Source organism: Pantoea dispersa, from assembly GCF_019890955.1.
Taxonomy (GTDB): Bacteria; Pseudomonadota; Gammaproteobacteria; order Enterobacterales; family Enterobacteriaceae; genus Pantoea; species Pantoea dispersa.
In genome coordinates, this window is record NZ_CP082346.1 from 3,584,673 (window position 1) to 3,606,208 (window position 21,536).

General features: G+C 56.0%; 20 protein-coding genes. 7 read left to right on the top strand and 13 right to left on the bottom strand.

Translation table 11 applies throughout. From position 1 onward, the window contains the following. Positions 1-487: 487 nt before the first annotated feature. Positions 488-883 carry a transposase gene (locus tag K7H94_RS16770; RefSeq protein WP_031279757.1) on the top strand — a complete coding sequence of 132 codons (396 nt, stop codon included), beginning with the start codon at positions 488-490 and terminating at the stop codon, positions 881-883. A 909-nt stretch (positions 884-1,792) separates the two neighbouring features. Here K7H94_RS16770 and K7H94_RS16775 read toward each other — a convergent pair. Both K7H94_RS16775 and K7H94_RS16780 read right to left on the bottom strand, forming a co-directional pair. Then, positions 1,793-2,746, bottom strand: coding sequence for a DMT family transporter (locus K7H94_RS16775; RefSeq protein WP_058757553.1), 954 nt, complete (start codon positions 2,744-2,746; stop codon positions 1,793-1,795). A gap of 72 nt (positions 2,747-2,818) precedes the next feature. Further along, entirely contained in the window at positions 2,819-3,649 is an 831-nt protein-coding gene (locus tag K7H94_RS16780; protein WP_058757554.1) for an AraC family transcriptional regulator, read from the bottom strand. Between the two features lie 126 nt (positions 3,650-3,775). On the opposite strand from K7H94_RS16780, the gene K7H94_RS16785 reads away from it, so the two are divergent. The 3 genes from K7H94_RS16785 to K7H94_RS16795 all read left to right on the top strand — a co-directional run bounded on the left by K7H94_RS16785 (position 3,776) and on the right by K7H94_RS16795 (position 5,281). Further along, positions 3,776-4,303, top strand: coding sequence for an isochorismatase family protein (locus K7H94_RS16785; RefSeq protein ID WP_222951377.1), 528 nt, complete (start codon positions 3,776-3,778; stop codon positions 4,301-4,303). A 73-nt stretch (positions 4,304-4,376) separates the two neighbouring features. Continuing rightward, on the top strand, positions 4,377-4,820 hold the full coding sequence (gene parS, locus K7H94_RS16790) for a type II RES/Xre toxin-antitoxin system antitoxin (RefSeq protein WP_058757556.1): 444 nt from the start codon (positions 4,377-4,379) through the stop codon (positions 4,818-4,820). After that, positions 4,817-5,281 carry an RES family NAD+ phosphorylase gene (locus K7H94_RS16795; protein ID WP_088515717.1) on the top strand — a complete coding sequence of 155 codons (465 nt, stop codon included), beginning with the start codon at positions 4,817-4,819 and terminating at the stop codon, positions 5,279-5,281. Before parS ends, K7H94_RS16795 begins: the two co-directional genes overlap by 4 nt. A 51-nt stretch (positions 5,282-5,332) precedes the next feature. On the opposite strand, the gene ssb1 is transcribed toward K7H94_RS16795, so the two are convergent. Then, complete coding sequence (gene ssb1, locus K7H94_RS16800) at positions 5,333-5,875, bottom strand: single-stranded DNA-binding protein SSB1 (RefSeq protein WP_021507842.1); 543 nt, start codon at positions 5,873-5,875, stop codon at positions 5,333-5,335. A gap of 221 nt (positions 5,876-6,096) precedes the next feature. On the opposite strand from ssb1, the gene uvrA reads away from it, so the two are divergent. Together uvrA and K7H94_RS16810 are read left to right on the top strand one after the other, a co-directional pair. Further along, the gene (gene uvrA / locus K7H94_RS16805; protein WP_021507843.1) at positions 6,097-8,925 is read left to right on the top strand and encodes an excinuclease ABC subunit UvrA; all 2,829 of its coding nucleotides are present in this window, start codon (positions 6,097-6,099) and stop codon (positions 8,923-8,925) included. Between the two features lie 275 nt (positions 8,926-9,200). Further along, a complete protein-coding gene (locus tag K7H94_RS16810; protein WP_058757558.1) occupies positions 9,201-10,265 on the top strand; it encodes an NAD(P)-dependent alcohol dehydrogenase in 1,065 nt (354 codons plus the stop codon). Here K7H94_RS16810 and K7H94_RS16815 read toward each other — a convergent pair whose 3' ends face one another. From K7H94_RS16815 to dnaB, 7 genes are all read right to left on the bottom strand, one after another. Continuing rightward, positions 10,266-10,622 (bottom strand): MmcQ/YjbR family DNA-binding protein, encoded by a 357-nt coding sequence (locus K7H94_RS16815; protein WP_021507845.1) that lies wholly within the window; start codon positions 10,620-10,622, stop codon positions 10,266-10,268. It abuts the gene before it with no gap. Positions 10,623-10,625: 3 nt separating this feature from the next. After that, positions 10,626-11,042 (bottom strand): secondary thiamine-phosphate synthase enzyme YjbQ, encoded by a 417-nt coding sequence (locus tag K7H94_RS16820; protein ID WP_222951378.1) that lies wholly within the window; start codon positions 11,040-11,042, stop codon positions 10,626-10,628. A 106-nt stretch (positions 11,043-11,148) separates the two neighbouring features. Next, positions 11,149-12,636 (bottom strand): catalase, encoded by a 1,488-nt coding sequence (locus K7H94_RS16825; protein ID WP_420874730.1) that lies wholly within the window; start codon positions 12,634-12,636, stop codon positions 11,149-11,151. 317 nt (positions 12,637-12,953) lie between these two features. Further along, complete coding sequence (locus K7H94_RS16830) at positions 12,954-14,147, bottom strand: amino acid aminotransferase (RefSeq protein WP_031279758.1); 1,194 nt, start codon at positions 14,145-14,147, stop codon at positions 12,954-12,956. Positions 14,148-14,192: 45 nt separating this feature from the next. Further along, positions 14,193-14,807 (bottom strand): YitT family protein, encoded by a 615-nt coding sequence (locus K7H94_RS16835; protein ID WP_059009910.1) that lies wholly within the window; start codon positions 14,805-14,807, stop codon positions 14,193-14,195. Positions 14,808-15,035: 228 nt separating this feature from the next. After that, positions 15,036-15,527 (bottom strand): Lrp/AsnC family transcriptional regulator, encoded by a 492-nt coding sequence (locus K7H94_RS16840; protein WP_058757562.1) that lies wholly within the window; start codon positions 15,525-15,527, stop codon positions 15,036-15,038. Between the two features lie 128 nt (positions 15,528-15,655). Beyond that, a complete protein-coding gene (gene dnaB, locus K7H94_RS16845) occupies positions 15,656-17,062 on the bottom strand; it encodes a replicative DNA helicase (RefSeq protein ID WP_021507851.1) in 1,407 nt (468 codons plus the stop codon). Positions 17,063-17,135: 73 nt separating this feature from the next. On the opposite strand from dnaB, the gene K7H94_RS16850 reads away from it, so the two are divergent. Then, entirely contained in the window at positions 17,136-18,119 is a 984-nt protein-coding gene (locus K7H94_RS16850) for a quinone oxidoreductase (protein WP_222951380.1), read from the top strand. Positions 18,120-18,310: 191 nt separating this feature from the next. On the opposite strand, the gene pspG is transcribed toward K7H94_RS16850, so the two are convergent. The 3 genes from pspG to K7H94_RS16865 form a co-directional block, all read right to left on the bottom strand. Beyond that, positions 18,311-18,577, bottom strand: a complete 267-nt coding sequence (gene pspG, locus K7H94_RS16855; protein ID WP_058780892.1) for an envelope stress response protein PspG — start codon at positions 18,575-18,577, stop codon at positions 18,311-18,313. Positions 18,578-18,786: 209 nt separating this feature from the next. Next, on the bottom strand, positions 18,787-19,782 hold the full coding sequence (gene dusA, locus K7H94_RS16860; RefSeq protein ID WP_104187837.1) for a tRNA dihydrouridine(20/20a) synthase DusA: 996 nt from the start codon (positions 19,780-19,782) through the stop codon (positions 18,787-18,789). A gap of 90 nt (positions 19,783-19,872) precedes the next feature. Further along, entirely contained in the window at positions 19,873-21,120 is a 1,248-nt protein-coding gene (locus K7H94_RS16865; RefSeq protein WP_222951381.1) for a conjugal transfer protein TraF, read from the bottom strand. Positions 21,121-21,536: the final 416 nt, after the last annotated feature.

The following is a 21,536-nucleotide window of genomic DNA, read 5'->3' on the forward strand; positions in this document are numbered from 1 at the left end:
TACAACGTCCTTGAAATGAATTAACAAGCGCTCAGTGGGCCTGACACAATTTAATAACTTCAAACCAGGCTGGTCCGAAAAATGAGACTCGCGTCAGAGTTTAGCGATTAAATTCAGGAAAATTCCGATTAAACCTGGTGCGAAGCCCGATGGATGTAAACGATTTCAACCCGAATTCAGGACAAAAGTTCACAGGCATATCCTGAGTTTTTTGCAAGCAGGCTATGCCGAATTTCCAATGATTGTCGTATTTTTCTGCATTTGGGATGGAATGAATCTATATCAAAAACCCAGCACCAGGAAGGCGTTCAATGGCATTCAGAATAAAATAAGATTTATCCCATGATGATATTTATTCTAAATAACTTAATTTAACCCTCGCAATTCTAATCGCGCACTTTAATACTGCATTAATACCGTTTTTGCAGTACCAGATATTAATACAGTAATTCTCATCCACTAATTGATAAGAAAGGTAAGAGCATTTATGAGAAAGTCACGATATAGCGAAGAGCAAATCACAAATGCCATTAAAGCTTCTGAAACGGGAGTGAAAGTCAGGGAGATTTGTGAGGAGCTGGGCATTTCCGAGGCCACCTTCTATAGCTGGAAGAAGAAGTTCTCCGGGCTTTCTTCAGAGGAGGGTCGAAAAATCAAGGAGTTGGAGGATAAACTGCAGAACCTTACGCGCGAGCTGCAGACCCTGAGCTCCGACAAGGAGATGCTGCAAAGCGTGCTGAAAAACTTCTTCACTACGAATGAAAAGCGTCAGGCGGTCAACTTCCTGCAAACCACTTTCGACATCGGTACCCGTCGCAGCTGTCGTTTACTGGATATTAGCCGTAGCGTTTATCATTACCCTTCCGGTTCCGATAATCGCTAATACCATTGAGGCCGATGTTATATGACTTAATGCTGAGATTTGTTCTTACCAGAAGAGATGAAGATCATTAAATTCGGCATTCGCTACATAACAATTCGAACCACTTTTTCCTGATGAATGCCATCACGGAATCACTTCCTTTTTTGCGGTAAAATTGATTCACACCAGCAAAAGCCTCGCGTTTCAAGCCATTTAGACTTAGCCCAATCTCATTTTGGTGAGATTGGTGCTTAGTCTATTACTTCACGATTACTAATAATCAGACCTGATCACAGACAATTCTGTTAAGCGTTAATGAACAACACGGTGTAACCGCTCACACATTGGCTCAGTTTTAAACTGGATCTGGCCGCTGCGTTTATGATCGCTTTGGCGATCAGCGCTAGTCGGCTAACTCTTAAACCACACCAGGAATACTCCGGTTCAAAAACGTTATGATGTTTAAACTATAAAGTCGAAAAACGGTTATCCACGGTAAATACTGCGCTTAAATCCATCGTCATCTTTAATCTTTTTTTCTGGCAGCTGTTGGGAATCATTCTTAACAATGCCGGTAACGCTTAAGGCTAAGGTGGCTTCTCACGCTGGAATTTCAGTGCCACAGTCGGGTAAAAATCCGACTGGCGAAGAGTTTTTTACGCGCCAAACCGGCGAATTGTTGCCCGATATGCGCTTTTTTTATCCCACCGGAATGCTAAAAGGCAGCTAAAGTCGACCTTTTACCGTGCTGACGGCAGGGAGTTTTATAGCGGAAGAGAATGAAAACCGGGCAGCCGTAGCGCTGCTCGGTTATATAGCGTGCGCGTGGCGGCCAGTATCAGGTCACTGAGGCGGGATTATCGGCTGGTCAAATTCCTAAAATATCAGAGGAAAGCGCTGCTGAGTGGATGACTCAGCAGCAGGGCAGGGTTAAGGAAGTGCGGTCAAGCGCTGCGGTTTAATGCGCATGGCATAGATCACGCCAACGATCAGACAGCCGATACCGATGCTGGTGAGCAGCGGTGGCCAGCTCTGGCGGTAAATAAAGGTCCACAGCAGGCCAGAGAGCGTCTCGAATACGATGAGCGGCCCCATCACTACCGTTGGCAAACGCTGACTGGCGGCATTCCAGCACAGCGCCGCCAGCCATGAGCAGAACAAACCAATCGCCAGCATCAGCCAGATAAAGCGCGCCGGCTGCGGGCCGAACGGCAAAGCGAAATCGGGCTGCTGCCAGTGAATCTGCAGGCTCACCAGCCCATAAAACACCAGCGCCAGCGGCAATGTCACCAGCCCCTGCGCGGTGGCCCAGCTCGACGGTTTGTGCTGAGGATGTTCGCGCAGCCAGCGCGCATTACGCAGCGGATACCAGGTCCAGCACACCACTGCCAGCACCGCCAGCAGCAGGCCACTCAGGTAGCCCCAGAGATCAAATGCCGGCCCCTGCCCGTGCAGTTCCGCCGCGTTGACGCAGCCCAGCCCGGCAGCAATGATGATCAGCGCGGGCATCAGCCGGCGCCATGGCAGGCGCCCTTCGAGATGGCCGTAACAGAGGTTAGCGGTGACGGTGATCACCACCGGCAGCGTACCGATGATCATGGTGGAGACCGGTGCGCCGGTGCGCTGAATCGCGCTGGCAAGGCAGGCGTAATAGAGCAGATTGCCCACCAGCGACAGCTTCACCGCCTCCGTCCAGTCCGGGCGCGTCAGCTGTTTTAGCCGGCGCCGGCTGAGCCACGCCAGCGGCAGCACCACCAGACCAAAGGCAACATAGCGACCCGCCGATTGCAACGTGCCCGGATAATCGGGTATCAGCAGCGGCCCGACAAAAATCATGCCCCACATCAGCCCCGCCGCGAGAGCAAACACTATTCCTGCAAACATACACCCTTCCTTTATCTTTAATCCGCCACAGTGTGACGCAGGAAAAGGTGCAAGGCTTGTAGCAGATTGCGGTTAACGTCCGCTGAACACCTGCTTTTGATAGCGTCCCGGCGTGATGCCGTAACGATGGGCAAACGCCCGCGTCAGATGCGCCTGGTCGGTGAGGCCAACCGCCGCCGCCACACTGGCGGCGCTTTCGCCCTGCGCCAGCCGCTGCTTGGCCTCGAACAGGCGGAAGGCCATCAGCATTTGATGGGGAGTGACGTGAAAGTGTTGTTTGAAACTGCGCAGAAAATGCCACGGCGACAGCGATACCAGCGCCGCCAGCTCCTCCAGCCGCACCGGTTCTGCCAGGTTATCGCGCAGCCAGGCTTTTACCACATCAAAGCGGTGGGCGCCTTCGCGCGGCCGCGCGACGCCCTGCTGCGCCAGCGGACGCAGCCACTCCAGCAGATCCAGCAACGCGCCCTGCCGCTCCAGCGCACTTTGCGCCTGCCACATCTGTGCCAGCGCGTGGGAGAAAGGTTGCGCCAGGCGCGCATCGGTGCGCAGCGCATCGCTGAACCACCAGTTGCGATCGCCGGTCAGCCGATCCATCTCCGCCGGATCGATATAGATCATGCGATAACGCCAGCCTTCGGCACAGGCCGATTCACCGGTGTGCAGTTCATCGGGATTCATCATCACCAGCGAATGCACCGGCGCGACATAATTGGTGCCGCGGTAGCGAAAGCGCTGCGCGCCGGATTCAATGGTGCCAATCCCGAAGGCTTCGTGGGTATGGGGCTCAAAAGCGTAGCGGGAGATGTGCGCCTGATAAAGCTCAATGCCCGGCAGCTCAGCAAAGTGCTGAAACTGCGCACGATCCTGCTCACAGGGAAAGACTTCGGGAACCACCGTCACCACACACCTCCATACGCTATCAGGCAGTAAGCATGCGCGGCGCGCACAAAAAAAGCAAAGCCCAATCGCTTTACGCGCCTACCCCTTCAGCGCGACACTGGGGCCTGACCTATAAAGGAGGCGACAATGGCACAACGGGTGGTAATGGTAGTGGATATGCAAAATGGCGTGCTGGCAACGCCGCGTTACGACCGCGCCGGACGCTGCGCGCGCATTAATCAGCTGATGGCCGCCGCCGATCAGGTCATTTTTATTCAGCATAGCGGGCCGGATTTAGCCGTTGACTCCGCAGACTGGCAAATAGTCGCCGAACTGGAACAACCCGCCGGCGCGCTTTACATCACCAAAACCGCCTGCGACAGCTTCTGGCAAACCGGGCTCGCGGCGCAGCTTGAACAGCATCAGATTGAAAGCTTTGTCATTTGCGGCTGCGCCACCGATTATTGCGTCGATACCACCATCAAAGTCGGGGCCAGCCTTGGCTATCACGTCACCGTGGCGGCCGATGCCCACACCACCGCCGATCGCACACATGTGTCGGCGCAGCAGCTTATTAATCAGCACAACGAAGTGTGGGCGGATTTGATCATGCCGGGCAATCCGGTGCGGGTTAAAACCACGGAAGAATTACTGCGGGAGTGGCGCGCGCATTAAGGGTTGCGCTATTGAAATAATCTGACAAGTGTCAATAATAGAGCATGACACTTGTCTGTATGGAGTTTCTCACATGCGAGCTTATATTCCTCAGCCTGGGGCCAATGACAACGCGCTGTGGCGGGTTGCAGGCCTGCCTCCACGTGGTATTGAGTTAACGCGTATGCTGGAAGCCGGTTTGCCGGTGGCCGTCATTGATGATATCCGTCACTGGTCGGCCATGACGCGCGCCGAAATCATGAAGGTCACAGGGATTAATGAACGCAACATTGCCCGTCGTAAAAGCACGGGTAAAAGTCTGTCACCCGACGAGAGTGAACGTGTCGCCCGCTTCGTCCGCGTGATGGATGCCGCCGTTCAGCTTTTTGCTGGTAATAAAGAAGAGGCCACCCAGTGGCTGAGCCGACCGGTGAAAGGGTTAGGCAATGTTGCGCCCATCACCTTACTGACGACGGAGAGCGGTGCGCTGGATGTGCTCGATTTGATCGGCCGTCTGGAGCACGGTGTTTTCTCGTGATTTTTTATCGGCTGACGAAGAGCCAGTATGCGGCTGAAGCCTGGTCCGGTTATGGGGCAAAACAGTATGGTGGACGCTGGAATCATAAAGGCTATCCCACCGTTTATGTTGCCACGTCGGTGTCACTGGCGGCACTGGAAGTGCTGGTTCATATCGGAAGAGAGTCGGTGCTGGATGAGTACACCTTACTCAGTATCGACATCCCGGATGCAGAAGTTGCCTATCTTGCTGAAGCATTTTTGCCGCCGGACTGGCGTCATGATCCAGCGCCACTCTCGACAATGGATCTCGGCACCGGCTGGCTGCAATCCGCTGAAGGCGCCGCGCTGATGCTACCTTCCACGATTATCCCGATGGAAAACAACGCCATTCTGAACCCTCTCCATCCTGCCTTTAGTGACTATCTGCCGGGCGTGAAAGCGTTACCGTTTATGTTTGATCGCCGGCTTATCAGGACATAAAAAAACCCTCGCAGAAGCGAGGGCTGGATAACGCGGTGATCGGTGCGCCAATCAGAACGGGATATCGTCGTCGAAATCCATTGGTGGTTCGTTGTTCGCCGGTGCGCTCTGCTGCTGTGGACGCTGCTGCGCGCCGCCGCTGAACTGGTTGCCCCCACCCTGCGGCTGCTGCGGCTGGCCCCAGCCGTTATTGTTGCCGCCGCCCTGGCCGCCCATGGGTGCGCCACCGCCGTTGCCGCCCTGCTGACGGCCGCCCAGCATCTGCATGGTGCCGCCCACGTTCACCACCACTTCGGTGGTGTATTTGTCCTGACCGCTCTGGTCCTGCCATTTACGGGTGCGCAGCTGGCCTTCAATGTAGACCTGCGAACCTTTACGCAGATATTCGCCGGCGACTTCAGCCAGCTTGCCGAACAGCACGACGCGGTGCCATTCGGTGATCTCTTTGTTTTCACCGGTTTGCTTGTCGCGCCAGCTCTCTGACGTGGCCAGCGTAATGTTGGCTACCGCGCCACCATTCGGCATGTAGCGCACTTCCGGATCCTGACCCAGATTCCCGACAAGAATCACTTTGTTTACGCCACGACTGGCCATGTTGCTGTCTCCCGATGAGTTGATGCTAAAAGTCTAAGCGAAAAATTGTATCACGTCACAATGACGCTTCCCACTTTCGAGCGGGATTCCAGTTTTTCGACCGTGACAGGATAGCAAAAACACTGGATATTTATTCAGTTTATTTTTTGTGCCATAATGATGCGTTTCTGCTGGTCGTGCTGGCAAGGCATGGCGAGCGTTGCCTAATCCGGGAAAGGTGAATGGATAAGATTGAAGTCCGCGGTGCTCGCACCCATAATTTGAAGAATATCAACCTGATCATCCCACGCGACAAGCTCATTGTAGTGACCGGTCTGTCGGGTTCCGGTAAGTCTTCGCTGGCGTTTGATACGCTGTATGCCGAAGGCCAGCGCCGCTATGTTGAATCGCTTTCTGCCTATGCGCGCCAGTTTCTTTCCTTAATGGAGAAACCGGACGTAGACCACATTGAGGGGCTGTCGCCTGCCATTTCCATTGAGCAGAAATCGACGTCGCACAACCCGCGCTCGACCGTTGGCACCATCACTGAAATTCATGACTACCTGCGTCTGCTGTTTGCCCGCGTGGGTGAGCCGCGCTGTCCGGATCATAACGTCACGCTGGCGGCACAAACCGTCAGCCAGATGGTCGATCAGGTCCTGGCGCAGGAAGAGGGTCGGCGCCTGATGCTGCTGGCGCCGGTGGTAAAAGATCGCAAAGGCGAGCACACCAAAACGCTGGAAAATCTGGCGGCGCAGGGCTACATCCGCGCACGTATTGATGGCGAAGTGTGCGATCTGTCGGATCCACCCAAGCTGGAGCTGCAGAAGAAACACACCATTGAGGTGGTGATCGATCGTTTCCGCGTGCGTGACGATCTGGCGACGCGTCTGGCCGAATCCTTTGAAACGACGCTGGAACTGAGTGGCGGCACGGCGATCGTCGCGGATATGGACGATCCCGATACCGAAGAGATGCTGTTCTCAGCTAACTTTGCCTGCCCGGTATGCGGTTACAGCATGCGCGAGCTGGAGCCGCGCCTGTTCTCGTTCAATAACCCGGCCGGTGCCTGCCCGACCTGTGACGGCCTCGGCGTTCAGCAATATTTCGATCCCGATCGCGTGGTACAAAATCCGGAGCTGTCGCTGGCCGGTGGCGCCATTCGCGGCTGGGATCGCCGTAACTTCTACTATTTCCAGATGCTGCGCTCGCTGGCGGAACATCTGGATTTCGATGTCGAAGCGCCGTTCAATAGCCTGAGCGACAAAGCGCGCGAAGTGATTCTGTACGGCTCCGGCAAAGAGAACATTGAGTTCAAATATATCAACGATCGCGGCGATACCTCGGTGCGTCGTCATCCGTTCGAAGGCGTGCTACATAACATGGAGCGCCGCTACAAAGAGACGGAATCCAACGCGGTGCGCGAAGAGCTGGCGAAGTTTATCAGCAACCGCGCCTGCGCCAGCTGCGAAGGGACGCGCCTGCGTCGTGAAGCGCGCCATGTGTTCGTGGAAGACACCAACCTGCCGACCATCTCGGATATGAGCATCGGCCACGCTATGGACTTCTTCCGCAATCTGAAGCTGAGCGGCCAGCGCGCCAAAATCGCCGAGAAAGTGCTGAAGGAAATTGGCGACCGTCTGAGCTTCCTGGTCAACGTCGGCCTGAATTATCTGTCGATGTCGCGTTCAGCGGAAACGCTGTCCGGCGGTGAAGCACAGCGTATTCGTCTGGCGAGCCAGATTGGTGCCGGTCTGGTTGGCGTCATGTACGTACTGGATGAACCGTCCATCGGTCTGCATCAGCGCGACAACGAGCGCCTGCTGTCGACGCTGATTCACCTGCGCGATCTCGGTAATACCGTGATCGTGGTTGAGCATGATGAAGACGCGATTCGCGCCGCTGATCATATTATTGATATCGGTCCGGGCGCTGGCGTGCACGGCGGCCAGGTAGTAGCCGAGGGCGATGTGCATGCCATCATGGCGCACGAAGATTCTCTCACCGGTCAGTTCCTCAGCGGCAAGCGTGAAATCGCGGTGCCGGCAGAGCGGGTAAAAGGCGATCCGTCCAAAGTACTGAAACTGAGCGGCGCGCGCGGTAATAACCTCAAGGATGTCACGCTGACGGTTCCGGTTGGGCTGTTTACCTGTATCACCGGCGTGTCCGGTTCCGGCAAATCAACGCTGATTAACGATACGCTGTTCCCGATTGCGCAGCGCCAGTTGAATGGTGCTACCAGCGGTGAAGCTGCGCCGTATCGCGAGATCGCCGGGCTGGAGCACTTCGATAAAGTGATCGACATCGATCAGAGCCCGATCGGCCGGACGCCGCGCTCAAACCCGGCCACCTACACCGGGATTTTTACCCCGGTGCGTGAACTGTTTGCCGGCGTGCCGGAAGCGCGTTCGCGTGGCTACAATCCGGGCCGCTTCAGCTTTAACGTGCGCGGTGGGCGCTGTGAAGCCTGTCAGGGCGACGGCGTGATTAAGGTCGAAATGCACTTCCTGCCGGACATTTATGTGCCGTGCGATCAGTGCAAAGGCAAACGCTATAACCGCGAAACGCTGGAGATTAAATACAAAGGCAAGAGCATTCACGAAGTGCTGGAGATGACCATCGAAGAGGCGCGTGAGTTCTTTGATGCAGTACCTGCGCTGGCGCGTAAGCTGCAGACGCTGATTGATGTCGGCCTGTCGTATATTCGTCTTGGCCAGTCGGCAACCACACTGTCCGGCGGTGAAGCGCAGCGCGTTAAGCTGGCGCGTGAGCTGTCGAAGCGCGGCACCGGTCAGACGCTGTACATTCTCGATGAACCGACCACCGGCCTGCATTTTGCCGACATCCAGCAGCTGCTGGAAGTGCTGCATCAGCTGCGCGATCAGGGCAATACCATCGTGGTGATTGAGCATAACCTCGACGTGATCAAAACCGCTGACTGGATTGTCGATCTCGGTCCGGAAGGCGGCAGCGGCGGTGGTGAAATCCTGGTGGCCGGCACGCCGGAAACCGTTGCACAGTGCGAAAAATCGCATACTGCACGCTTCCTCAAGCCGATGCTGAAAAAATAGGTTTAACGCGCCGCACCCGCTGTTGCGGCGCGTTTTTTCTGATCTCGCCACGGCTCACCGCTCCGGTTGCTTACCAGCCGGTGCCATTGTCTGAATGCCTTAGCAAATGCAGAAACAGGCAAGAAACAGACAACTTCAGGCATATACGCATCGCGTCCCGCTGACTATTCTTACTGCGTTCCTTTTGGCGCCGCTGACGCGCCTCTGTCCTTCAGTGTCATCACTGAACGGACCCCTCGCAAAAAATACTCACGACACATCTGACTGGAGACACCATGAATATTACGCATGCCTATGCCGCACAGGACGCGAAAGCCAAACTCGCCCCGTTCGATTATAAGCCGCGCGAACTGCGCGCTCATGATGTGCAGATTGAAGTGTTGTACTGTGGCGTCTGCCACTCGGACCTGCACCAGGCGCGCAACGAATGGCGCAACACCGTATTCCCGGTGGTGCCAGGCCATGAAATCGTGGGTCGCGTTACCGCCGTTGGCGCGCACACGCACAAATATAAAGTGGGCGATTTAGTCGGCGTCGGCTGTATGGTCGACTCCTGCCGCAGCTGCCCAAGCTGTCAGGAAGGACTCGAGCAGTACTGTGAAAACGGCTTTGTTGGCACTTACAACGGCCAGGATCGTGAAACCGGTGCCATCACCTACGGCGGCTACTCCACCAGCATGGTGGTTGATGAAAGCTTTGTGCTGCGCGTACCGGAAAACCTCGATCTGGCGGGCGTTGCGCCGCTGCTGTGCGCCGGTATCACCACCTATTCCCCGCTGCGTCACTGGAATGTCGGTCCCGGCAAAAAAGTCGGTATCGTCGGTCTGGGCGGCCTCGGCCATATGGGCGTGAAGATCGCGCATGCGATGGGCGCGCACGTGGTGCTGTTCACCACGTCACCGTCAAAAATTGAAGACGGCAAACGCCTCGGCGCTGACGAAGTGGTGATTTCGAAAGAGGCTGACCAGATGGCGCAGCACGCCAACAGCTTCGACTTCATCTTAAATACCGTCGCCGCGCAGCACGATCTCAACCCGTTTATCGCCCTGCTGAAGCGCGACGGCAACATGACGCTGGTCGGCGCGCCGGAGCACGATCACCCGGCGCCACAGGTATTTAACCTGATCCTCAAGCGTCGCAGCATTGCCGGTTCACTAATTGGCGGTATCGCCGAAACCCAGGAGATGCTGGATTTCTGCGGCAAGCACGGCATCACTTCGGATATCGAGCTGATCGCCATGAACCAAATCAACGACGCCTACGAGCGCATGCTGAAAAGCGACGTGAAGTATCGCTTCGTGATTGATATCAACACCCTGCGTGAAGAGTCTGCGGCTTAATCAGCGCGTCTCATCATCATGGCTGACGCCCGCCGCGCGCGTGGCGTCAGCCTGTTGCCATGACGCATCAACCAGATAGTAAATCTGCGAATCCTTCAGCGATCCATCCAGCCACAGCGTGCTCCAGTGCGACTTATTGAGATGTTCACTGGGAAACACATCGTGGTGTTCATCGCGCAATAACTCCGCCAGCGCGGGCGAGGTCTTCAGCGACAACGCCGGTCGCCCTTCAACGTCATGCACCATGGCAAACAGCACGCCATCGCTCTTCACCTGGGTTGCGTCCCACTCATCTTTATAACTTTGTGAAGCGCCCGGTTTGCTCATGCAGTAGGTCAGTAAATCCGACGTGTTCATGTTTTATTCCCCTTGTAAGGTGGCGACGATGCGCCGCGCGCCGCCGTGTACCCGATGTTCGCCCAGCCAGATCCCCTGCCAGGTGCCGAGCAGCAGTTTGCCGCGGCTGACCGGGATCAGCAGCGATACGCCAAGCAGTGACGATTTGATGTGCGCCGGCATGTCATCAGCGCCTTCATAGTCGTGCTGGTAGGGCGCATCCTCTGGAACGTGCCGCAGAAAGTGCTGCTCCATGTCGCTGCGCACCGTAGGAACGCAATTTTCATTGAGCGTCAGCGACGCTGAGGTGTGCTGCAACAGCAGATGCAGCTGGCCGATGCGCAGGTCCGTTAAGCCCTTAAGCTGGCCGACAATCTCGTCGGTAATCAGATGAAAGCCGCGCGCCTTCGCGCTCAGCGTGAGAGTTTGTTGCTGCCACATGCCACATTCCTGGGTTAAACCGTTTACTTAAGTGTGCAGCATGTCGGCGAAAGGTAAACCCTTCAGCGGGAAAAAGCGGCAGAGCGCTTGCTCTGCCGCCGGCACATCAGTCGCTCAGCTTGTCAGCCAGCGCTTTTACCGTGGTGATATCGTCCTGCGTTACCGCCGCCAGACGCGTGCCGTACTCGCTATCGGCCTTATAAAAGAACGAAAGCATCGCCAGCCGGCTTTGCGCGTCGGCACTTTTCAGCGCGCCACCGAGCGAGGTGATCAGATCGCCCCGCTCTTTCGCGTTAAAGGTACGATACAGCTCCCCTGCCTGGCGGAAATTCTGCGGCTTGGCGATCATCGCCTGCTGCGTACTGCCGTTAAGCGGCGTATGGCTGTAACGTGCGCTTTGCAGCTCTTCACGCGGATAGATGCGGCTTGGCTGGTAATTAACGCCCTTGTCATCGGCGTTACCGCTGTCCATCAGGCCATCCTGATTGCCATTGCTGACCGGTACGCGCGGCGCATTCACCGGCAGGCTGAGGCCGTTAGCGCCCACGCGGTACAGCTGGGTATCAGCATAGGAGAACAGGCGGCCCTGCAGCAGGCGATCTTCAGACGGCTCAATGCCCGGCACCAGATTGGACGGCGCCATCGCCACCTGCTCGGTTTGCTGGAAGAAGTTGTCGACGTTGCGATTCAGCACCATCTGCCCCACTTTCACCTCTGGCACATTCGGCCAGATTTTGGTGGAGTCGAGCGGATTGAAATCGAACTTATCCAGTTCGCTGGCTTTAATGGTCTGAATGTAGAGATCCCACTTCGGAAACGCTTTGCGGTTAATCGCCGCCACCAGATCTTCAGTCATGTGGCTGTAGCTGCGGCCCTGGATCGCTGCCGATTCAGCCGGATCGAGGTTGCGTTCGCCCTGTAGCGTCTTCCAGTGAAACTTCACGTAGTGCACTTCGCCCTGGCTGTTCACAAACTTGTAGGCGTGCACGCTGTTACCGTCCATTTCGCGATAGCTCGCCGGCGTGCCCATGTTGGAGAACAGCATGGTGAGCGCGTGCGTGGCTTCCGGTACGTGGGAGAAGAAGTCGAAGGTGCGCGCATCGTTATCGAGGTTAGTGCGCGGATCCGGTTTAAACGCGTGCACCATATCAGGGAACTTGATCGCATCGCGGATGAAGAACACCGGCAGGTTGTTGCCCACCAGATCCCAGTTGCCCTGGCTGGTATAGAATTTGGTGGCAAAACCACGCGGATCGCGCAGCGTTTCCGGCGAATGCTTGCTGTGCACCACGCTGGAGAAGCGCACAAAGACCGGCGTCACCGTTCCCGGTTTAAACACCTCAGCGATAGTCAGATCGCTGATATCTTTGCTGGCGCGAAATTCACCGTGCGCGCCGGTGCCACGCGCGTGCACCACACGTTCCGGAATACGTTCACGATCAAAGCGCTGCAGCTTTTGAATCAGCTGCACGTCCTGTAACAGCACCGGGCCATTAGCGCCGGCAGTTTGTGAATTCTGGTTATCGCCGACCGGCGCGCCGTTATCACGCGTCAGCTCAACGGCCGCAGCAGGCAGTGCGAGCGCCAGCGTCATGGCAATGCAGAGGGGTTTCAGTGCGGAAGGGAAATAGCTCATGGGCGGTTCCTTATTGTGATTGGCGAGCGCTCTGGCAGTGCGCCAAAGCGCGCCGGCAAAAAATAGCGCCCTCACTAACAGGAACACACAAGACCCGTCCCGATTACCCGGGGTTAAGGTGTTATACCCATGCGGAATGCGGCCGCCAGCCAGCATCGCCGGCAAAGAGAAGCGTGGAAAAGCGGGGGGGCGGCAGAAGGTACAGCGGGAACAGACAATGCGTGGATGGCTGAACGAATGCCTGCCAGCCGCGCGGCTGACAGGCATCGCGTCAATTACATTACGGCAGCAAACGCCTCAGCCACCTGATTGACGTTGCGGCTGTTGAGACCGGCGACACACATGCGGCCGCTGGCGATCAGGTACACGCCGAACTCTTCGCGCAGGCGGTCCACCTGCTGTGCGCTCAGGCCGGTGTAGCTGAACATGCCGCGCTGCTTCAGCAGATAATCAAAGTTTTTGCCGGGCAGTTTACTGTTCAGCACATTGACCAGCACCTGGCGCATTTCGATGATGCGCAGGCGCATCGCTTCCACTTCCGCCAGCCAGTTGTTCAGCAGCGCTTCGTCGTTCAGCACGCAGGAAACCACCTGAGCACCGAAGTTCGGCGGGCTGGAGTAGTTGCGACGTACGGTCGCTTTCAGCTGACCCAGCACGCGTGCCGACTCTTCTGCGCTGTCGCAGACAATCGACAGGCCGCCCACGCGCTCACCGTACAGCGAGAAGATTTTCGAGAAGGAGTTGCTCACCAGCGCCGGCAGGCCCGCCGCGGCAATCACGCGAATCGCGTAAGCGTCCTCTTCCATACCGGCACCAAAGCCCTGGTAGGCGATGTCGAGGAACGGAATCAGCTCCTGCGCTTTCAGGACCTCAACGGTTTGATCCCACTGCGCGTTGGTCAGATCCGCACCGGTCGGGTTGTGGCAGCACGGATGCAGCAACACGATGGATTGCTTCGGCAGCGTTTTCAGTTTGGCGATGAAGGCATCGAACTTCACGCCGTTGGTGGCGTCGTCGTACCACGGGTAGGTGTTAACGTTAAAACCGGCACCGTTAAAGATCGCCACATGGTTTTCCCATGTCGGATCGCTGACCCATACGCTGGCGTCCGGGAAGTAACGCTTCAGGAAATCTGCGCCCACTTTCAGCGCGCCGGAGCCGCCCAGCGTCTGGATGGAAGCAATGCGCCCCGCCTGCAGCATCGGGTGCTCTTTACCAAACAGCAGCGGCGCAATGGCGTTACGGTACGGACCCAGCCCTTCCATTGGCAGATAGAGCGAAGCCTGATGTGGCTGCGCCTGCAAACGCTCTTCCGCGGCGGCCACCGCCTGCAGCTGAGGAATGATGCCGGCTTCGTTGTAATAGAGGCCGATGCTCAGATTCACCTTGTGGTCACGCGGGTCCTGTTTGAAGGTTTCCATCAGCGACAGAATCGGATCGCCAGCATAGGCATCAACGTTTTGAAACACGGTGCAGATCTCCATGATTATTCATAAATGTGTGGGTCGACGTCATCAAACAAAATAGCGGCCGGGACGGTGATTCATGGCGATGATGAGATTGAGCATCACCGCGCCGGCGATGGAGGCCAGCAGCATCGGCAGCGATACCACAAAAAGCGAGGCCAGTACCACACAGGTATCCAGCGCCATTTGCAGTTTGCCGGCGCGCAGACCAGAGCGATCCTGCAGCCAGAGCGCCAGAATATTGATACCACCGAGGCTGGCTTTGTGACGAAACAACACTATAAACCCAATCCCCATCACCACGTTACCGAACAATGTCGCATAAAACGGATTTAGCGCAGAAAAATGGATAAACAGCGGGTGCAGATGGGTGAACAGCGATACCAGCCCCACCGCACAGAAGGTTTTCAGGGTAAATTCCCAGCCCATGCGACGAATGGCCAGCCAGTAAAACGGCAGGTTAATCAGAAAGAAGGCGCTGCCGAACGAGAGCGGCGACAGGTAGCTGATGAGAAAAGCCACGCCCGCCGTACCGCCGGTCAGCGCGCCCGCCTGTTTCAGCAAAATGACGCCAAACGACACCATCAGCGTGCCAAGCACGATAGCCAGCGCATCTTCTGTAAGGGTGTGAGGAATGCGGGAAGGTTGTACAGCGTTATCCATGGCGCGATCTCTTTGCAAATGATGGCGTTCATTTGCAAAAAACGCACCACATCGGCGGCTTCCTGTCGCCGCCGATGGGTGCCAGCGATTATCCAATTGATAACTAAGGCGCTTTATTGCAGGTTTATGTGCATCAATCTGCCGTAAAATAATCGACTCATGCACAAATTCGGTTTCTGGTGCGCGCTTTACGCGAAAAATGGCAGAAATCTGCACCACACTGGCACATCACGCACTCTTTTGGCGCACTTTGTGCTCGGGGATCATCATCAGGCCGTTCTCTTTTAAACGATTGAGTACCACCGAGGTTTTCACGTGCGCCACGCTTTGATGGCCAGCGACGAGCTGACTGATCAGCGCGCTCAGCGCCGCTAAATCGGCCACCGCGACTTTTAACAGATAGTCGGCGTCGCCGGTGGTTTTGAACGCATCGACAATCGCCGCTTCCTGCTCCACCATGCGGTGAAAACTCTCTTCGTAATCGGGCGTGTGATTTTTCAGTCGCACCTCGATCAAGCCGACCATGCCCAGCCCTACCGCGTCCGGCGAGAGCCGCGCGTGATAGCCGAGAATAAGATTTGCCTGTTCGAGATTAATGCGCCGGCGTGAACATTGCGACGCCGAAAGTCCGACTAAATCACTGAGTTCCTGGTTGGTAAGGCGGCCGTTAGATTGTAGTAGTGTCAGTATCTTAAGGTCGTAATCGTCTACCTGAGTCATTCTGTGTCCACAGCGTTATAGGATTCGCTTTGCTACAGATAACCTGATAATTGACGAGGTTGTCCAACACTATTTTCTGATGACGTGAAATGCATGCACAAATCGTGCATGCAACTGCGGAAGCGCGGTTATTCGTCGTCGTATTGCGGTCCGGCGTAGTTATCAAAGCGTGACCACTGGCCGTTGAACGTCAGACGTACTGTGCCGATCGGGCCGTTACGCTGTTTACCGATAATGATCTCGGCGATGCCTTTCAGATCGCTGTTTTCGTGATACACCTCGTCACGATAGATGAACATGATCAGGTCCGCATCCTGCTCGATCGATCCCGATTCACGCAGATCCGAGTTAACCGGACGCTTATCGGCGCGCTGCTCCAGCGAGCGGTTAAGCTGCGACAGCGCTACCACCGGTACATTGAGCTCTTTCGCCAGCGCTTTAAGCGAGCGTGAGATCTCGGCAATCTCCAGCGTACGGTTGTCGGAGAGCGCCGGTACGCGCATCAGCTGCAGGTAGTCGATCATGATCATGCTCAGGCCGCCGTTTTCACGGAACACGCGGCGCGCGCGTGAACGCACTTCGGTAGGCGTCAGGCCGGACGAGTCATCGATGAACATGTTCTTCTTTTCTAACAGGATGCCCATGGTGGCCGAGATGCGCGCCCAGTCTTCATCCTCCAGCTGACCGGTACGGATACGCGTCTGATCAACGCGCGACAGCGAGGCCAGCATACGCATCATCAGCTGTTCGCTGGGCATCTCGAGACTGAAAATCAGCACCGGTTTGTCTGTCAGCATGGCGGCGTTTTCGCACAGGTTCATGGCGAAAGTGGTTTTACCCATCGACGGACGCGCCGCGACAATGATCAGATCTGAGCCCTGCAGACCGGCGGTTTTCTTGTTGAGATCCTGATAGCCGGTATCGACGCCGGTCACGCCATCGTGCGGCGTTGACACCAGCGCTTCAATGCGCGATACCGTCGCTTCGAGAATCTGCTCAATATTTTGCGGGCCTTCATCCTTGTTGGCGCGCTGTTCGGCAATTTTAAAGACGTTGGATTCAGCGAAATCCAGCAGCTCTTCGCTGCTGCGGCCCTGCGGATCGTAACCGGCGTCAGCGATCTGGTTAGCCACCGAAATCATCTCACGCACTACCGCACGTTCACGCACGATGTCGGCATAAGCACCGAGGTTCGCCGCACTTGGGGTATTTTTTGCCAGCTCGGCCAGATAGGCAAAGCCGCCCGCCATCTCCAGCTCACCGCGCGTTTCCAGCGACTCTGACAGGGTGATCAGATCGATAGGCTGACCGGCTTCCAGCAGGCGCTGCATTTCAGAGAAAATCATGCGGTGCGAACGGTTGAAGAAATCTTCCGCGACCACGCGCTCGGAGACGTTATCCCAGCGTTCGTTATCCAGCATCAACCCACCGAGCACCGACTGCTCCGCTTCGAGAGAGTGCGGCGGCATTTTCACGCCTTCGAGCTGCCGATCGCGGGGTTCGTTCGATTTGTTGGTGGGTTTATTTCCTGCCATAGTGAATGCATTACCGATCGTGAAAGGGACGCGCAAGTATACCGTCCCAGGATGAACAATCACAGGAGTCAGAATGGCAAAGCGAATTCAGTTCAACCAGCACGGCGGCCCGGAAGTATTGCAATGGGTCGATTTCACACCAGCCGATCCCGCCGACCATGAAGTTCAGGTGGAGAACAAGGCGATTGGTATTAACTACATCGATACCTACGTGCGCAGCGGATTGTATCCGGTCTCCTCGCTGCCGTCCGGCCTGGGCACTGAAGCGGCAGGCATCGTGAAAAAAGTGGGCAGCGCGGTTTCGCGTTTCAAGCCGGGCGATCGCGTGGTGTATTGCCAGGCCGCGCTGGGTGCCTACAGCGAGCTGCACAATGTGGCAGAAGATCGGCTGGTGATTCTGCCGGACAGCATCAGCTTTGAGCAGGCTGCGGCCTCTTTCCTCAAGGGCCTGACGGTGCAGTATCTGCTGCGTCAGACGTACAAAGTAAAAGCCGATGAAATTTTCCTGTTTCATGCCGCCGCAGGCGGCGTGGGCCTGATTGCCTGTCAGTGGGCGAAAGCGCTGGGCGCGCATTTGATTGGCACCGTCGGGTCTGCGGAGAAAGCGCAGATCGCCAAAGATGCCGGCGCCTGGGCCACCATCAATTATCGCGAAGAGGATATCGCCCAGCGCGTCAGCGAACTGACCAACGGTGAAAAAGTGGCGGTAGTGTACGACTCAGTGGGCAAAGATACCTGGGAACCGTCCCTCGACAGCCTGCGCCGCCACGGCCTGATGGTGAGCTTTGGTAATGCCTCCGGCCCGGTGACCGGCGTTGACCTCGGCATCCTTAACAAGAAAGGCTCGCTGTTTGTCACCCGCCCTTCCCTGTTTGGCTATATCACCAACCGTGAAGAGCTCGATCGCGCCAGCGGCGAACTGTTTTCGCTTATCGCCAGCCGCGCTATACAGCTTAACGTGCCGGAGCAGCAGAAATTTGCTCTGAGCGATGCAGTGCGTGCGCATCAGGTGCTGGAGAATCGTGCCACTCAGGGTTCCAGCCTGTTAATTCCCTGATAGCAGAAATGATGAAGGGCTTCCCGAAGGAAGCCCTTTTCTTTCTTTTTTATAGTTCGCGCTGGTGTAGGGACAGCGGCGATGAATTCGTCTGAATTTCTTTACCTATCCTGACAGAAAACATAAGTAAAAAATATGTTTAATTGCGAATTCGTACTAAGCAATCACCAACTCTGTGATCGTAACCGCATTTAGCGCCAGCTTCTCTTCTCTAAGTTGCTGATTTTCCTTTTCAGCCGGTTAAGTTTCACCTCTCCCTGCGGCGTGGTAAATGCGCGATAAAGCCACACGGCGACCACCGCCAGCACCAGCCACGGCAACAATTTTATAACAAGCGCAAACAGCCCGCCGAGAAACATCACCACGGTGGCCACCACCAGCGCGGCGATCACGCCCAGCAGCGATACGCCTGTCAGCAGCAGCATCATAAAAAAGCCGATAACGAATAATATTTCCACGAGCGCTCTCCTGTATCAGTAATGCAGAAGGTATTACAAGATACGTGCCAGGTCGTAACGATCGCTAAGCCATTGAATTATCGCTTTGATGCAGGACAGAGGGGACGTTGATTTGGTGAAATTGACTAACTGGTGGTGAATTAAAAACCGCACGATGAAACCGTGCGGTTTAAACCGGTCTGCCAGCCTGACCAGGCCGGCTCGCGGGATCAGGCTTCCTGCACGATGCGGTCGGCCACCAGCGCCAGCGCCGCTTCCAGCACGCGGACGTCGGCGCCCGGTTTGTGGGCATTTTCGCTCAGATGACGGCGCCACTGGCGCGCGCCGGGAATGCCCTGGAACAGGCCCAGCATGTGGCGCGTAATGTGTCCCAGATAAGTGCCCTGGGCCAGTTCGGCTTCGATGTAAGGGTACATGGAACGCACCACGGCGACCGGATCGGCCACCGGTGTCTCGCGGCCAAATAGCTGGCGATCAACCTGCGCCAGAATGCCGGGATTTTGATAGGCCTCGCGCCCCATCATCACGCCGTCCAGGTGCTGCAGATGCGCTTTGGCCTCTTCAAGCGTCTTAACGCCGCCGTTGATTGCCATGGTCAGCGCCGGGAAATCCCGCTTCAGCTGGTAAACACGCGGATAATCGAGCGGTGGAATTTCACGGTTCTCTTTCGGGCTGAGACCCGACAGCCACGCTTTACGCGCATGAATAATGAACGTATCACAACCGCCCTGCTGCGCCACGGTGCCGACAAAATCGCACAGGAAGGCGTAGCTGTCCTGATCGTCAATACCGATGCGGGTTTTCACCGTGACCGGAATGCTGACCACATCGCGCATCGCTTTGATACAGTCCGCGACCAGCGCCGCCTCACCCATCAGGCACGCGCCAAAACGGCCGTTCTGTACCCGATCGGACGGACAACCGACGTTCAGGTTGATCTCATCGTATCCGCGCGCTTCTGCCAGCTTTGCACAGGTTGCCAGCGCGGCCGGATCGCTACCGCCCAGCTGCAGCGCCAGCGGATGCTCCGCCTCGCTATAGGCCAGATAGTCGCCTTTGCCGTGGATGATGGCACCGGTGGTCACCATTTCGGTGTACAGCAGCGTGTCGCCGCTCAGCTGACGGTGAAAATAGCGACAGTGACGGTCGGTCCAGTCCAGCATTGGGGCGATGGAGAAACGTTGCGAAGAGAATGTATCGGTCATGAAACGCAGTAAATCCGCAGTTAAGTGATGAGAAACTGCGCAATGATATCACAGCTGTGACGGGCGACACAGCCGCCCGTCATCGTGTGGTCAGAAGTTAAACCCGAGCTGCACCATGGCGCCCCAGGTATTGTCTTTGCCGACCGAACCGGCCAGGTCCAGATGCACCGCATTGTTGAACGGCGACACGCCGAGACCGGCCGTAAACACATCGGTGTCATTCGACTTCATATCCGCGCGATAGCCGGCACGCAGCGCCAGCCAGTCCAGCACGCGATATTCACCACCCACGCCAGCGTACTGACTGCTCTCCTGCGATTTAAAACGTTTGGTTTCCGTCAGATCAACATCGCCGGTCAGGGTAAAGGGTCCGCGATTCCACGCCAGGCCGGTGGTTACCAGTGGGCGAATCTGATACGTATCGCGATAGCCGTTAACCTCTTTGGTGTCGATATCGCGCGAGACCAGGTTCTGCCCGGTCACGCCGAAGGTCCAGTTCTCCGCGAAGTCGGTAGCGATACCGGCATCGACGTTGAAACCGGTATCGGTGCTGCGATAGCGGCTGTCGTTAATATCATTCTTGTCGTAGTTATAAACGCTGGCGGTGTAGTTATACAGCCAGGTTTTCTGCAGCTTTGGCGTGACGCCAACGGAGACCGGGTGACCGGCGATGGTGAACTCGTGCGCCATTGCGACGCCGTAATCGGTGATCAGGGCAGCCAGGCCGTTGGCACTGGAGCGCAGATTATTTTGGTCGCCCGGCAAGGGAATGCGGCCATTTGCGACCTGATCCAGATAATCGATATCGCTCTGTACCACGTTAGCGCGGATGTGCGCCGTGCCGTAGGCTTTGGTGATGAAGGCGAAAGGAAGGGTCTCGTTGGGAATGCTGACGGCTAACGCCACGCCTGCGGTGCCATTCGCTTTATCACCGCGCAGATCGCGCAGCTGATTGGCCATATCACCTGCCGCCGCTCTGACCTGAGGCGCGCCATTGATGATCTCCGGCAGCGTGATGTTGTTGATCACGTCACGATAGCGGTCCACCGTATCAGTAATTTCGTCTACGCGATCCACTAATTTGTCTTTGTCAGTAATCTGCACACCGGCTGAAGGAAAAATGATGCTGACGTTATCTTCAGGCTGCGCTTTGGTCATCAATGCCGGGTTAGCCAGCACTGCCGAGCTCCAGGTTGAGGAAGCGACACCGGTTCCCCCCATGGCATCGTTACGCGCATCGTACCAGGTGCCAGCAGCAAATGCTGACGTGGTAACAAATACCGCATTAAAACCAACAATATAAGCAATTTTCTTGCGTCTGAATAATGTCTTCACCATGAGTCTGCCATCACCTTTTAATTGTCGTGGACTGTCTCTACGACGGAATAGTTTATTAGCCCTATTCTGAACGCTGGCTAACGCTTTATTGCTGTGAATTGAAAGGAATTAGCATTGCTATTCGCAGAATTGGTCACGCCCGCACCATTCTGCTGTTGTTTTATGCAGAAATATGAACGTCAGCTAAATTGATGCCAGAAATTACTTAAAACCTTTTGAACCATAGCCACTAAGTCAGTGAGTTGCAAAGCAAAAAGATGGGTTAACCTGTGAGAAAAAACTCAGGAAGGAAAAGCATGGCTTAACAGAAGGAGGTACCAGGACGTAACGCGGCAGATAAGTGGCTGAAAGCCGGACATTTCCTGGATGATATAAGGTAAAAAAGCAATGTCAGCAGCGTAAAAGTTTGTGTGATA